Raw genomic sequence first — 13,790 nt, 5'->3', positions numbered from 1 at the left:
CTGTCTCTTATACACAAATCCCCCGGTTTTTACTGGGGGATTTTTTGAACTCTCCGCACGCTTTCCGATCAGATCTTTCACTTAATCTAAAGGTGAATACTGATGAACAATGCACAATGGGCAAAAAGTACTTTTGGTCAGGCCGACTTAGGGGATCCCCGCCGAACCACACGTCTGGTAAAGTTAGCGGAAACCTTAGCAAACGATCCAGGAAAGCCATTCGTGTCTATTACACAATCCCCCGCCGATATGGAAGGCGCTTATCGTTTTATCCGTAATGAGCACGTCAATGCTGACGCGATAGCAAAAGCAGGCTATCTGGTCACAGCAGCGCAAGCCGCCAAACATAATTTATTACTGGCTTTAGAGGATACCACTGCCATCACTTACAGCCATCGTTCCGTGCGAGATGAGCTTGGTCATGTCAATCAAGGAAATAACTATCGGGGCATACTTGCGCACAGCGTTTTGTTATTCGCTCCTGAGCAACAAGAGCTTGTTGGATTAATTGAACAATCCCGCTGGACACGGGATATCAGCACGCGCGGAAAGAAACATGTGCGAACACAAACACCTTATGAAGAGAAAGAAAGCTTCAAGTGGCAGTCTGCTTCGGTCAATCTATCGGCACGATTAGGCGCTAAAATGGCCGATGTGATATCCGTCTGCGACCGCGAAGCTGATATCTATGAGTACTTGCAGTATAAGCTCTCAAAGCAACATCGCTTCGTGGTTCGTTCCATGCAGAGTCGCCATATTGAGCAGTCTGAACAGAAGCTCTACGACTATGCTGCAGGTCTTGAAAGCGCCGGACAAAAGCAAATCCATATAGCGCAAAAAGGTGGACGTAAAGCACGTACAGCAACAGTAGACATTGTCTTTGCGCCAGTCACGTTGCAAGTGCCGGCAAATAAGCGTGGCGAATCACTATCGCTTTATTATGTCGGGTGCGAAGAGCGAGCCGATGACAAAAACGCGTTAAATTGGCATTTGCTGACTACCGAACCAGTCCAGAGCAAAGCAGATGCACTGAACATCATCCGTTATTACGAGCATCGCTGGTTAGTAGAAGAATATCACAAAGCCTGGAAAACGGATGGTACAGATATTGAGAATGCCCGCTTACAAAGTAAAGATAACATTGAGCGGCTTGTGACCATCAGCGCCTTTATTGCTGTAAGAATAGTGCAGCTGAAGTTTGCGCGCGAACAACCAGACGAGATAAGTTGTGAACAGGTGCTGTCGCCAAAAGCCTGGAAATTGTTATGGATAAAACGGGTCAGCAGGACCTTACCTGACACCGTCCCCTCGATGAAGTGGGCTTATACCGAGCTTGCAAAGCTCGGTGGGTGGAAAGATACAAAACAAACCGGCAAGGCCTCGGTCAAGGTATTGTGGCAAGGATGGTTCAAACTACAAACCATCCTTGAAGGTTATGACCTAGCAAAGTCTCTTGAGGCTGACTTGTGATCAAGAGACAGGCCGTTGGCGGGGTTTTTTTGTTTATAGGCAGCAGATAACTATTTTTTATTTAGCTGTNGGTATTGTGGCAAGGATGGTTCAAACTACAAACCATCCTTGAAGGTTATGACCTAGCAAAGTCTCTTGAGGCTGACTTGTGATCAAGAGACAGGCCGTTGGCGGGGTTTTTTTGTTTATAGGCAGCAGATAACTATTGATTATTCAGCTGTTTCTGGCGGCTTTATTCGCGGTTTTCATAAAACTGTCATATTATGCTTTGATAATAGGGCAAAGTTTTATTAACAGGCTAGCGAACTATGTCAAGACGAATACTGGTTGTTGAAGATGAAGCCCCAATCCGCGATATGCTGTGTTTTGTGCTGGAACAAAACGGCTATCAGCCCTATACCGCCGACAGCTTTGATGCGGCAATCAATCAATTGGTTGAACCCTATCCTGATTTAATCTTACTAGACTGGATGTTGCCTGGCGGCAGTGGTATCCAGATCGCCAAGAAAATTAAGCAACACGACGTGACCCGTAATATACCGATTATAATGATCACTGCCCGTGGCGAAGAAGAAGATAAGGTGCGCGGTCTGGAAGTGGGCGCTGATGATTATGTGACCAAACCTTTCTCACCGAAAGAGCTGATGGCGCGGATTAAAGCGGTGATCCGCCGCGTGGCACCGACCAGTCTGGACGATGTGATAGAAGTGCAAGGACTGCGCCTGGATCCGATTTCACATCGGGTTAGTGCTGCCGATCAGGCACTGGATATGGGGCCAACAGAATTCCGCTTGCTACATTTCTTTATGACCCATCCGGAACGGGTTTACAGCCGCGAGCAATTATTGGATCATGTCTGGGGTACCAATGTCTACGTTGAGGATCGGACCGTTGATGTGCATATCCGCCGCTTACGTAAAGCCATTTCGCCCAGCGGCCATGACCGGCTGGTGCAAACGGTACGCGGCTCTGGTTACCGCTTCTCTGCGAAGTAATCTCTGATGCGCCTGTTGCTGTCAAAGCGACAGATCCTGGCCAAGGTGTCGCTGTATTATGGTGCAGCCGCCTTTGCCGGCCTGTTGTTTGGTCATCTGTTATTGGCGTTGTTGCTAATGACCCTCGGCCACCTGCTGTGGCAATACAAACATATCTTTCTGCTTGATAAGTGGCTGTGGCGCGATCGTAAACTGACGCCACCGGCTGGTGATGGCAGCTGGCAGCAAATCTTCGACGGCATTTATTTCCAGCAGCGGCGGGAGCGGCGTAAACGCAAAGAATTACGTACTCTGGTACGGCGCTTTCGTGATGGCGCGGAAGCACTGCCGGAGGCCGTGGTGGTGCTGAATGAAGACTGGAATATTATCTGGTGTAATAAGTTAGCTCAGCTGCTGGTTGGTCTGCGTTGGCCGAGCGACGAAGGGCAGCGGATTGATAACCTGATCCGCTCACCGGAGTTTCATCAGTATCTGAAACAGCGTAACTTTCAGCAGCCGCTGGAAGTGATGTCACCGACCACGTCCAGCATTATGCTGGAATGTAAAATGATGCCTTATGGCAAGGCGCAGTTTCTGTTGATTGTCCGCGATATTACCCAGCTGAAGCAGCTGGAACAGATCCGCAAAGACTTTGTTGCCAATGTCTCGCACGAATTGCGTACGCCGCTGACGGTGCTGCAAGGCTATCTGGAAATGATGGATGGCAGTGCCCAGCCGGCTGCGCCGATCTGGCAAAAGGCCCATGGCGTGATGCTGGAACAAACCCGGCGCATGGACAGTCTGGTGCAGCAACTATTGACGCTGTCGCGGATTGAAGCTGCGGCCCGGGTGCAATTTGATCAGGAAGTGGATGTACCGGCGATGTTGGCGCTGATCCAGCAGGAAGCTGAGACGCTGAACCGCGACAAACAACATAGCCTGCAGTTTGAGATTGATCCTGAGCTTAAAGTGACCGGTGCGCCAGAGGAGCTACGCAGTGCCTTCTCAAATCTGGTGACCAATGCCATTAAATATACGCCGCCGGGCGGCGTGATCCAGGTTAGCTGGCAGCGTGATGGCCAGCGCGCACTCTTCACTGTCACCGATAATGGCGAAGGCATAGCGCCGCAGCATTTAAAACGCTTAACGGAACGCTTTTATCGCGTTGATCAGGCTCGGGCGCGCAATACCGGCGGTACCGGCCTTGGCTTATCGATTGTCAAACATGTGTTATCGCGCCATAACAGCCAGCTGCTGATTTTCTCTGAACCCGGCCAAGGCAGTACCTTTTCCTTTGCCTTGCCACCCGAATTAGTGCTGGGTGCTCAGACGCCGAAAAAGCGCGCTAAATTTAAGGTGAAGTAAGGCCGAGGGCTGAGCGCAGGTCCAGACTAGCGACCTGTTGTATCAGCTGCGGGTAGCGGAAACAATCAATACTGTGGTCATTGACCATACCACAGGCCTGCATATGGGCGTAAATAATGGTCGAGCCAACAAACTTAAAGCCGCGGCGTTTTAAATCAGCGCTAAACGCATCGGACTCGGCCGTGCGGGCCGGATAATCGGCCAGGGTTTGGCGTTGATTTAACAGCGGCTGATAATTGACAAATTGCCACTGATAACGGGCAAAGCTGCCAAACTCCTGCTGCACTTCCAGAAAACGGGCGGCGTTATTGATAGCGGCGGCAATTTTTAGGCGGTTGCGGATCAAACCCGGGTTTTGCAATAAACGCGCGGCGTCCTGCTCAGTAAAGGCGGCGACTTGCACCGGATCAAAACCCGCAAAGGCCTGACGGTAATGTTGCCGCTTCTTTAGTACTGTATACCAACTCAGGCCGGCCTGAGCCGCTTCCAGCGTCAGATACTCGAACAAGGTATTATCATCAAGTACGGGCACGCCCCATTCCGTATCATGGTAGGCGACATAGTCTGGCTTACTCTGGTCCAGCCAGGGGCAGCGGCACATCAGACCGCGTCCTGATTGAGCTGAGCATCGTTCAGATCCTGCAACGCCGGGATGTCCAGTTTAAAGGCAATTTTCTTCAGGCTTTTCTGCTCCTGCTGCAGATCGGCTGCCAGCACGGTTTGTTGTTGCAACCAACTCAACGGCAGCTGCAGTTGCAGTGACTGTACCCGGGCGCTGGCCTGTAATTCGGGTAAAAACTCATCCCGGCGTTTCTGATTCAGCAGCACCGCCAAACGCAGCAGCACCAGCAGGTTTATCACCAGCGGCAATTCGTACAGGCTGAAGTAGGGGATTTCATCAGCCCGGATTTTCCGGCGGTGAAAGCGCACCAGACAGGCCAACAATTGTTGCTGTTCCTGGTTAAAGCCGGGCAGGTTAGCATTTTGCAGAATATAGGCCGAGTGTTTCTGCACACCAGAGGAGTTAATCTGTAAGCCAATTTCGTACACTGTGGCGGCAAAGCCGAGTAGTAGCGCAGCTTCGTCGGTCAGTTGCCAGCTGTCTTTTACCTGTGCCAGCAGCTGCAAGGCGGTCTGTTTTACCCGCTCGGCCTGCGCCTGATCGATTGCATAGCGCTGCACCAGGCTCTGGATACTTTGCTCGCGGATATCCAGATGCTGCAACCTATCGGTCATTTCATACAGCACGCCTTCGCGCAGAGCGGCATCGACATAAACCAGTTGCTCAATTTGCAACATTTGGAAGGCGGCGATCAGGATACTTAAGCCGGAGCAGATTAACAGCTTACGATCTTCGGTTAGGCCGGTAAGCTGCAGTTCATCACAGCTGTCAAATTTTAGCAGATAGTCTTTTAGCTGTAACAGCTGTGTCAGCTCCAGCGGTCCCTGACTCCAGCCCAGCCCGACCACAATATCGCGAATGGTTTTAATGGTGCCAGAGGTACCCACTGCTTGCTGCCAACCGCTGGCGCGGAAGCTGCTGACAATTGGCTCTAATTCCTGTTCGGCCTGGACGATAGCGCGCTGAAAACGGCGGCTGCTGATTTTACCGGCGCCAAAATGGGTTTTAGCATAGCTGACACAACCCATATTGCGACTGGCCAGCCGTAATGGCTGACTACCTTCACCAATCGCAAATTCAGTACTGCCGCCACCGATATCCATCACCAGCCGCTTGCCATCGAAATGTTCAAAATGGGCTACACCCTGATAGATAAAGCGGGCTTCTTCCTGCCCGGAAATCACTTCGATAGGAAACGGAAATAAGGTTTTGGCGCGGCGTAAAAAAGTTGCTGCATTCTTCGCCCGGCGCAGAGTATAGGTTGCGATGACCCGCACCGATTGCGGCGCGAAGGGTTGCAGCGTATCGGCAAATTGCCGTAATACCGTCAGGCCGCGTTCAATGGCCTCTTCACTTAGGACCAGATCGTCGTTTAAACCTTCGGCCAGTTGTACCTTTTGTTTTTCACGATGTAGCAGTTGAATATCGCCCTGCACTATGCGGGCGATCACCATATGAAAGCTGTTCGAGCCCAGGTCCACTGCCGCCATATAGGCACTGGCGGCGTTGTCCTGTTGTGGGGTGGTTATCAAAATTCCGGATCTGCCTGTTGCTGCGTCAGTTGGCTCTGGCTGGCAAAGAATTCGTAAATACTTTGCTGCGAACGGATGTTCCGTTTATTGCCACGCTTGACGTAGGGATTGCTTTGCTTAGCATCAATAATACGGGCTTTCACGTTATCCCGCCACTGAATATCCAGCGTGGTCAGTACGGTTTGTTTGATTTTCGCATCCAGGATCGGTACTCCCACTTCCACCCGCTGGTCGATATTCCGGGTCATCCAGTCGGCAGATGAGATATAAAGATCAGTATCACCGCCATTGTGAAATACATAAACCCGGGCGTGTTCCAGAAAGCGGTCGAGGATACTCAGTACCTTAATATTCTGACTCTTACCCGGAATACCAGGTACCAGTGAGCACATGCCGCGGATAATCATCCGGATTTTTACCCCAGCCTGACTGGCTTTATACAGTAACTGTACGATGTCTTCGTCTACCAGGTTATTCACCTTCAGAAAGATTTCAGCTTTGCGGCCGCTGACGGCAAAGTCGATTTCGCGCTGGATCAGCTGTTGTAGCTTGGGCCGGCTCCAGGTGGGCGAGACAATCAGATGGTTAAACACAAAGGGCCGGTACGAGTACTGGATAAACTCAAATACCTGCTCAATTTCGGCGGTGATGTCAGGATGACAGGTAAAGAGGCTCATATCGGTATAGATACGGGCGGTTTTCTCGTTAAAATTACCGCTGCCAATATGGCCATAGCGCACCGGTTTGCCTTTTTCCAGCCGGGTAATTAAGCAAATCTTGGAGTGAATTTTCAGCGTGGTCTGGCCGAAGATCACTTCAATACCGGCATCGGTCATCTTACGTGCCCAGTTGATATTGTTTTCTTCGTCAAAGCGCGCTTTCAGCTCGACCACCACGGTGACCTTTTTACCGTTGCGCACCGCGTCCAGTAAGGCATGGATCACCCGCGATTGTTTGGCGACCCGGTACATAGTAATGCGGATATGGGTCACCTTAGGGTCGAACGAAGCCTGGCGTACCCACTCAGTAAAATAGCCAAAGCTGTGGTACGGGTAATACAACAGGATATCGCTGTTACGAATGGCATCGAAGGTGGTTGGGTGCTGTTCAAAGTCCGGGCTGGGTAAAGGCGGTAGCGGCGGAAACTCCATACTCTGGTGTCCCAGATTCGGAAAGCCGATAAAGTCTTTAAAGTTGCGGTAGCGGCTACCGGCGATCAGCGCATCCATTGAGCCGGTGCCCAGCTGTTTGGTCAGCACTTTCAGCATCTGTTCTGGCATGGCGGCATCGTACACCAGGCGGGTCGGTTCTGACTTCAGCCGTTGTCGGATCCCTTTGGACATCTTGTCGATTAAGCTTTGGTCCAGCGTATCACTAATATTGTATTCCGCATCCCGTGTCAGCTTCAGCGAGAAGGCGCAAATACTGTCAAACTCAAAGAAACCCTGGAATAAATCGGCGACACAATGGTTGATTATATCGTCCAGCAGCAAAATCTGGCGCCGGTAGTGACCGTTTTTCTTGCGCGTATTCAAATGCAGTGGCAGTTCAATAAAGCGTGATACTTCATCGGTTGGTACCTGCACTATCGCATATTCCGGTTTGTGGCTACCGGTCATTTCCACCATCAGATAGGTGGTGTTATCTTCCAGAATTTTACCCAGGGAGGCGTCGGTGCTGGAGAGAATGATAGGTGAGATATGCTTCTTGACTTCATTATTAAAAAAGGCGCGCACCCAGGCCGATTGCAGCTCCGTTAACTTACTGTCGTCAATCAGCTCAATATTGTGCTTGCGCAGCTCCAGCTGGATATCGAGATAGATTTTATTAAACTGCTTACCCAGTTGCAGCACCTGGTTTTGGATTTCTAACAACAGCTGCTCAGCATCTTCGTGCTCGTAGGTTTGGTATTTTTTCAGCAGGATACGGCGTTTAACATCTGCTACCCGCACCCGGAAAAACTCATCAAGGTTATTGGAGTAAATACCCAGAAAACGCAAACGTTCAATCGGTGGATTGCGGGTGTCGGCAGCTTCCTGTAACACCCGGCCGTTAAACGCCAGCCAACTGAGTTCGCGCGGAAACAGCGGATACTCAAGTGCCGCTGTTTGTGGTGAGGACGATTCCATATAGTGTGCTCCTGCTTACTGCCTGGAATTCACTCTATGTCAGTTTTATGACAGAGCGATGACAGGGCATTCCTGTAGCGCGGTTTTTTTACTCCAGATCGACAACGATATCAGTAGCAATGGCTTCCAGCGCGGCCGTCACTTCATCCCGCTCGATACCAGCCGGTAGCTGAATGGTGGCGAGCGCATGAAATAATGGCGAGCCCCAATTGGGCGCACTTTGTTTGCTGCTTTCAAAGGCAACAATATTGGCACCTTTATGGCTAAGAATGGTCGATAGCTCTCTGACAATGCCGGGGCGATCATTGCCGGTAATCACAAAACGTAACTGCTGACCTTTATCCAGAGTACTGTCTTCGCCTTGCTGCACCCGGATATCCAGATCTTTGATGCCTGCCAACGCCGAGGTTAGGGTATCAAGATCCTGCTCGGCGACTTCAATCTGCACTATACCGGCAAAAAAGCCCGCCAGATGGCTCAGGTTACTGGCCATCCAGTTGCCTTTATGTTCATTAATTACGCGCGATAACTGTTCAACTAAGCCGGCTTTATCTTTACCGATAATGGTGAGTACCAACTGCTTCATACTGCTTCCTCTGAATGACAACGCCTTTGTTCCTGATTGTTGTATAGAGTGTAGCGGCAACTTTTTGTTTTTAAAGTCGGATGTGAATTTTTATTTACTGCTCTAGGTGGTTTTTGCGCTCTGGGGTAAGATAAGGCGACTTTTGGAGCAGATATTCTAAGATGGCTGTTTTTCAGATTATATCGCGTGGGCTAATCCGCTGTGGCTTGCTGCTGGCGTCAGTTGCTTGCCTGGCTGGCGACGACCTGAGCGAGCCTGCCGCTCCTGCTGCTGCGCCGCTTAGCGGCACCCTGTCCAGTGCCGGTTCAGATACGCTGCATAATATGATGATGATCTGGCGCCGTCACTTCGTTGCTCGTCATCCGCAACTGAATTTGCAAATTCAGAGCAGTGGCTCTGCGACCGCCGCTGTCGCGCTCAGTGAAGGCACTGCCAGTCTGGGGCCGATGAGCCGTCTGATGATCCCTGCTGAACTGGCCCGCTTTGAACGCCGCTTTGGCTATTTGCCAACCGCAGTGCCGGTCGCGCTGGATATGCTGGCCATCTATGTGCATCAGGACAATCCGCTAAACAGCATTAGTATGGCGCAGCTGGAAGGGATCTATGCCAAAAATGGCTGGTGTGCCGCAACGCCGCCCATTCTGAACTGGCAACAGCTCGGTTTAAGTGGTGTCTGGCAGCAACGGCCAGTGGTGGCTTATGGCCGTAACCAGGCGTCGGGAACCTACACTTTTTTCCGCCAGCAAGTGCTGTGTGACGGCGATTTCCGCTCTCAGGTTCAGCAATTGCCAGGGGCTGCGGCTGTAGTGCGGGCAGTGAGTCAGAGCATAAATGCCATTGGCTACTCGGGAGTGGGGCAACAGATCGCCGGGGTAAAATGGCTGGCTGTGCGCCCAACAACTGAAGATGCCGCGGTGTTACCGCTGGCCGAACATGCTGCCTCCGGTGCTTACCCGCTGGCGCGTATGCTGTATATTTACCTGAACAAGGCGCCCGACAAAGCGCTGCCAGCGGCAGAGCGCGAATTCTTACGCTTTGTATTATCCACAGAGGGCCAGGCCCTGCTGGCAACGGAAGGCATGGTGCCGGTGCCATCCTCAGTGCTGGCGTCGATCCGGCAGGAGCTGGAGCTATGACGCGCCAGAACTCGCCAATACCAGCGCAGGACAATCGATTAACCACAAATAAGCAGCGGGCTAGCCGCCGGCGTTGGTTGGACCGACTCTGGTATTTGCTGATCACCAGTGCCGGCAGTAGTGTTATCGTTGCCTTACTGGCGATCTTCTTTTACCTGGGTTCAGAAGTGCTGCCACTGTTTAAACCGGTCAGCATCAGTACGCCGCAGGCGCTAGCCGAACCGCTGCCGGTGGCAACGACGCCCAGGGTGGTGCTGCCGGATCACGCCCTGTTGCCGGAGTTTGAACCGGTTTTTGTGTTATCGGAGCCGCAGCAACGCTATCTGCTGTTAGCCGCCCGTCATGGCGAAGCCTGCCTGCTGGATCGGACGCGAGCGGAGCAAGGCTGCCTGCAGCGCTTAAGTCTGACCGATCGCACTGTCGATCTGACCGCTTTAGTCTGGTTGGCCGGCCAGCGCAGTTTGATCAGTGGCGACAGCAGTGGCCAGCTAAAACAGTGGTTTTTATTACCAGATCAGCAGGGGCAGTTACGTTTAAGCTGGGTTAAACCATTTAGCCGCCGCGCTGCCGCTATCCAGACCATCGCTGCCGAGCAGGGGCGCAGTGGTTTTGCGGTACTGGATAGCGCCGGTAATCTGAGTTTGTTCTATGCCAATCTGACTAAGCCGTTATGGCAGGGCCCGGCTGCAGTAGACACCCAGCCAGGTGAGCTGCATTTTTTACCCGGCAATCAGCGCCTGCTGTTCAGTAACGCCAGCGGGCAACAACAGTGGCTTATCGATAACCGGCACCCGGAGATCTCCTGGCGCACCTTGTGGCAGCAAGTATGGTATGAGGGCTGGCAGCAACCGGAATATGTCTGGCAAACCGGCAGTGCCAGTGCCGCGGTACAAGGTAAATACTCACTGGTACCTTTGACACTGGGGACCCTTAAGGCCGCCTTTTATGCGATGTTGGTGGCGGTGCCACTGGCGGTGCTGGCTGCGCTTTACACCTGCTGCTTTTTACCTGAACCATTGCGCAGCCGGCTAAGTCAGCTGATTGAGTTGCTGGCGTTGTTTCCAACGGTAATTATTGGCTTTTTGGCGGCGATCTGGCTGGCTCCGGCGCTGGAGCAACATTTACTGGCGTTACTTTGCTTTTTTGGCTTGCTGCCGCTGCTGGTATTTGGTTTAAGCTGGCTCTGGCCCAGGTTGCCGCTGTCATTACAAAAATTACCGGGCAGCGGCTGGGAATTACTGTTGCTACTGGCGTTACTGGCAGCGGTTGGCTTGCTGGCGCTATATTTGGGGCATACGCTGCAGCTGAGTCTGTTTGATGGCAGTTTCCGTTTTTGGCTAAACAGCCAGGGCATTGATTATCAGCAACGTAATGCGCTTCTGGTTGGCTTGGCGATGGGATTGGCGGTGATGCCGCTGGTTTACAGCGTTTGCTTTGATGTGATGAGCCAGATCCCGCGTTCATTGACGCTGGGCGCTTCAGCGCTCGGTGCCACGCCGTGGCAAATTATTCAGCGGGTGATCCTGCCGCTGTCGGTGCCCGGTATTCTGGCGGCAGTGATGTTGGGCTTAAGTCGGGCCATTGGCGAGACCATGATTATTCTGATGGCAACCGGTAATACGCCGATTACTAATTTTAATCTGTTTGAAGGGCTGCGCAGTCTGACCGCGGCGCTGACCATCGAGCTACCGGAAGCCGCAGTGGATAGCAGCCATTACCGGGTGCTGTTTCTGGTTGCTATCCTGCTGTTTGTGTTTACCTTTACCGCTAACACTCTGGCCGATTTGCTTCGGCAGCGACTGCGGCGAAACTTTCAGAGGCTAGACGGATGACCAAACCGCGGCTACACACCAACGCCTGGTTCTGGCTGTCAGCACTCACCAGTGCCCTGATTCTGCTGCTGGTACTGTTATTGTCCTGGCTGATGCTACAGCGTGGGTTGGGACTATTCTGGCCACAGGATTTGGTGCAATTCCGTTATCAGCAAGCTGGCGAAAACCGGCTGATTGCCGGTGAGGTGATTAGCCGGCAGCAGGTGTCGGTTGCGCAATTGGCCGCTGCTGGTTTGGATGCCAGCGCGCCGGCAGAGCGAATTCTGGTAAGACAAGGCTATTTACCGTCAGGGCAGGGCGGCTATCGTTGGTTCTGGCAGGCGCAGATTTCCGAATGGCAGCAACCGCCGCAACTGACCCTGGTGCGGGAGCAGCAGTTGGGGGATCTGTATGCGTTGCAGCTGGCAGCGACGGCCGACGGTTACCAGTTGCTGCTGGCCGATGGGCATCAGCTTAATGTCGCGGCCAACCAGTTGTTGTTACTGCTGCCGACTAATCAGCTTAGTTGGCCGGCCAAGCTAAAGCTTTATCTTAAGCAGTGGTGGCAATTCTTAAGCACTGAACCACGGGAAGCAAACAGCGCCGGTGGTATCCTGCCGGCGATAGTGGGCACTGTGCTGTCGGTACTGTTGATGGCACTGCTGGTAGCACCTATCGGCATTATGGCCGGCATCTATTTGCATGAGTATGCCCGCGATAGCCGGCTGGTACGTTTGGTCCGGCTCAGCGTACATAATCTGGCCGGCGTACCCTCAGTGGTGTTTGGTGTCTTTGGCCTGGGATTTTTTGTCTATGTACTCGGTGGCAGTATTGATAAGTTGTTTTATGCCGGGCAGTTGCCACAACCAACCTTTGGCTCCCCCGGCTTACTTTGGGTGTCTTTGACTTTGGCGCTGCTAACCTTACCGGTAGTCATCGTCGCCACTGAAGAAGGCTTATCCCGGATCCCGCAAAGTCTGCGGCTGGGTGGCTATGCGCTGGGTGCAACCAAAGCTGAGGTATTATACAAACTGATCTTGCCCCAGGCGCGGCCGGCGATGCTAACCGGCTTGATCCTGGCAGTATCGCGGGCGGCCGGCGAGGTTGCGCCGCTGATCTTTGTCGGGGTGGTAAAGTATGCGCCAGTATTACCAGTCTCCGCCAGTTGGCCCTATCTGCATCTGGAGCAACAGATTATGACCTTGGGCTTCCAGATTTACGATGTGGGTTTGCAAAGCTCCAATGCGGATGCGGCTGAGCCCAGAGTGTTTGCGATTGCGCTGGTGTTACTGCTGCTGATCGGCGCGCTTAATCTGCTGGCAATGCGCTTACGCCGTCACTATCGGCAGTTACAGCAGCGCTCGTCATAAAACTGTAATGATTGCTTGTTAAACTCTGAACAGGAGTGGGTTGTGAAAATTTCGGTGCAGGATTTATCAGTCAGGCTGGCTGGAAAAGTGGTATTGGACCAGGTCAACCTGCAGATCCCGACTCATAAGGTGACAGCACTGATTGGTCCGTCCGGTTGTGGCAAGTCAAGTTTATTGCGCAGTTTTAATCGCATGAACGAGTTGCTGGATGACACGGAAACCCGGGGTGAAGTCTGGCTGGATCAGTTAAATATCTACCAGGACGGCATAGACCTGGCTGAGTTACGGCGCCGGGTCGGCATAGTGTTTCAAAAGCCGAATCCGTTTCCGCAGTCAGTGTACGAAAATGTCGCCTTTGGTTTACGCTTGCAGGGGGTGAATAGCCCGCGGCAGCTGGACGAATTGGTCGAGGCGGCGCTGGTAAAGGCGGCCTTGTGGCAGGAAGTAAAAGATCGGCTCTACGAAAATGCGCTGACCTTGTCGGGTGGCCAGCAGCAACGGCTGGTGATCGCCCGGGCTATCGCCATTGAGCCTGAGGTGTTACTGCTGGATGAACCGGCATCGGCACTGGATCCGATTTCAACACTGAAAATTGAAGAACTGATCTACGAACTGAAACAACACTACACTATAGTGATAGTGACTCATAATATGCAGCAGGCAGCGCGGGTGTCCGATTTTACTGCCTTTATGAATATGGGGCGGGTGGTGGAGTTTGATGCCACCAATAAGGTTTTTACCGATCCGCAGCAAGCGCAAACGGAAGATTATATCACCGGCCGCTTTGGTTAAAGC

At 52.4% G+C, this 13,790-nt stretch carries 11 protein-coding genes; 7 read left to right on the top strand and 4 right to left on the bottom strand.

The window, feature by feature from the left end; all coding sequences use genetic code 11:
• Positions 1–102: 102 nt before the first annotated feature.
• From A9165_RS01205 to phoR, 3 genes are all read left to right on the top strand, one after another.
• A complete protein-coding gene (locus A9165_RS01205) occupies positions 103–1,470 on the top strand; it encodes an IS4 family transposase (protein WP_008949889.1) in 1,368 nt (455 codons plus the stop codon).
• A 308-nt stretch (positions 1,471–1,778) separates the two neighbouring features.
• Complete coding sequence (gene phoB / locus A9165_RS01200) at positions 1,779–2,465, top strand: phosphate regulon transcriptional regulator PhoB (protein ID WP_065954621.1); 687 nt, start codon at positions 1,779–1,781, stop codon at positions 2,463–2,465.
• A 6-nt stretch (positions 2,466–2,471) separates the two neighbouring features.
• Positions 2,472–3,809: a phosphate regulon sensor histidine kinase PhoR gene (gene phoR / locus A9165_RS01195; protein ID WP_008607011.1), complete on the top strand. Its 1,338-nt coding sequence runs from the start codon at positions 2,472–2,474 to the stop codon at positions 3,807–3,809.
• Here the strand turns inward: phoR and A9165_RS01190 are convergent.
• The 4 genes from A9165_RS01190 to A9165_RS01175 all read right to left on the bottom strand — a co-directional run bounded on the left by A9165_RS01190 (position 3,796) and on the right by A9165_RS01175 (position 8,678).
• Complete coding sequence (locus A9165_RS01190) at positions 3,796–4,410, bottom strand: DNA-3-methyladenine glycosylase I (protein WP_008951180.1); 615 nt, start codon at positions 4,408–4,410, stop codon at positions 3,796–3,798. The two genes, phoR and A9165_RS01190, sit on opposite strands and share 14 nt — an antisense overlap.
• Positions 4,410–5,963: an exopolyphosphatase gene (locus A9165_RS01185; RefSeq protein ID WP_141686127.1), complete on the bottom strand. Its 1,554-nt coding sequence runs from the start codon at positions 5,961–5,963 to the stop codon at positions 4,410–4,412. Before A9165_RS01185 ends, A9165_RS01190 begins: the two co-directional genes overlap by 1 nt.
• Positions 5,960–8,092, bottom strand: coding sequence for a polyphosphate kinase 1 (gene ppk1, locus A9165_RS01180; RefSeq protein ID WP_008607018.1), 2,133 nt, complete (start codon positions 8,090–8,092; stop codon positions 5,960–5,962). The genes A9165_RS01185 and ppk1 overlap by 4 nt, the downstream gene beginning before the upstream one ends.
• A gap of 88 nt (positions 8,093–8,180) precedes the next feature.
• On the bottom strand, positions 8,181–8,678 hold the full coding sequence (locus tag A9165_RS01175) for a glycine cleavage system protein R (RefSeq protein ID WP_008607019.1): 498 nt from the start codon (positions 8,676–8,678) through the stop codon (positions 8,181–8,183).
• Between the two features lie 161 nt (positions 8,679–8,839).
• On the opposite strand from A9165_RS01175, the gene A9165_RS01170 reads away from it, so the two are divergent.
• The 4 genes from A9165_RS01170 to pstB are packed head-to-tail and all read left to right on the top strand — an operon-like array spanning position 8,840 to position 13,787.
• Positions 8,840–9,814 (top strand): PstS family phosphate ABC transporter substrate-binding protein, encoded by a 975-nt coding sequence (locus A9165_RS01170; RefSeq protein WP_008951184.1) that lies wholly within the window; start codon positions 8,840–8,842, stop codon positions 9,812–9,814.
• Positions 9,811–11,646: an ABC transporter permease subunit gene (locus A9165_RS01165; RefSeq protein WP_008607022.1), complete on the top strand. Its 1,836-nt coding sequence runs from the start codon at positions 9,811–9,813 to the stop codon at positions 11,644–11,646. Before A9165_RS01170 ends, A9165_RS01165 begins: the two co-directional genes overlap by 4 nt.
• Positions 11,643–12,995, top strand: a complete 1,353-nt coding sequence (pstA, locus tag A9165_RS01160; protein ID WP_008607024.1) for a phosphate ABC transporter permease PstA — start codon at positions 11,643–11,645, stop codon at positions 12,993–12,995. The genes A9165_RS01165 and pstA overlap by 4 nt, the downstream gene beginning before the upstream one ends.
• A 42-nt stretch (positions 12,996–13,037) precedes the next feature.
• Positions 13,038–13,787 carry a phosphate ABC transporter ATP-binding protein PstB gene (gene pstB, locus A9165_RS01155; RefSeq protein ID WP_065954620.1) on the top strand — a complete coding sequence of 250 codons (750 nt, stop codon included), beginning with the start codon at positions 13,038–13,040 and terminating at the stop codon, positions 13,785–13,787.
• Positions 13,788–13,790: the final 3 nt, after the last annotated feature.

It is taken from the genome of Alishewanella sp. HH-ZS (assembly GCF_001704375.1).
GTDB lineage: Bacteria > Pseudomonadota > Gammaproteobacteria > Enterobacterales > Alteromonadaceae > Alishewanella > Alishewanella aestuarii.
This window is presented reverse-complemented; position numbering and strand designations above follow the sequence as displayed.

What these genes read in the sequence shown, in the direction of transcription:
- A9165_RS01170 (WP_008951184.1), top strand. Translation starts at nt 8,840, where the DNA reads ATGGCTGTTTTTCAGATTATATCGCGTGGGCTAATCCGCTGTGGCTTG.
- A9165_RS01190 (WP_008951180.1), bottom strand. Translation starts at nt 4,410, where the DNA reads ATGTGCCGCTGCCCCTGGCTGGACCAGAGTAAGCCAGACTATGTCGCC.
- ppk1 (WP_008607018.1), bottom strand. Translation starts at nt 8,092, where the DNA reads ATGGAATCGTCCTCACCACAAACAGCGGCACTTGAGTATCCGCTGTTT.
- pstA (WP_008607024.1), top strand. Translation starts at nt 11,643, where the DNA reads ATGACCAAACCGCGGCTACACACCAACGCCTGGTTCTGGCTGTCAGCA.
- phoB (WP_065954621.1), top strand. Translation starts at nt 1,779, where the DNA reads ATGTCAAGACGAATACTGGTTGTTGAAGATGAAGCCCCAATCCGCGAT.
- A9165_RS01175 (WP_008607019.1), bottom strand. Translation starts at nt 8,678, where the DNA reads ATGAAGCAGTTGGTACTCACCATTATCGGTAAAGATAAAGCCGGCTTA.
- A9165_RS01165 (WP_008607022.1), top strand. Translation starts at nt 9,811, where the DNA reads ATGACGCGCCAGAACTCGCCAATACCAGCGCAGGACAATCGATTAACC.
- phoR (WP_008607011.1), top strand. Translation starts at nt 2,472, where the DNA reads ATGCGCCTGTTGCTGTCAAAGCGACAGATCCTGGCCAAGGTGTCGCTG.
- A9165_RS01205 (WP_008949889.1), top strand. Translation starts at nt 103, where the DNA reads ATGAACAATGCACAATGGGCAAAAAGTACTTTTGGTCAGGCCGACTTA.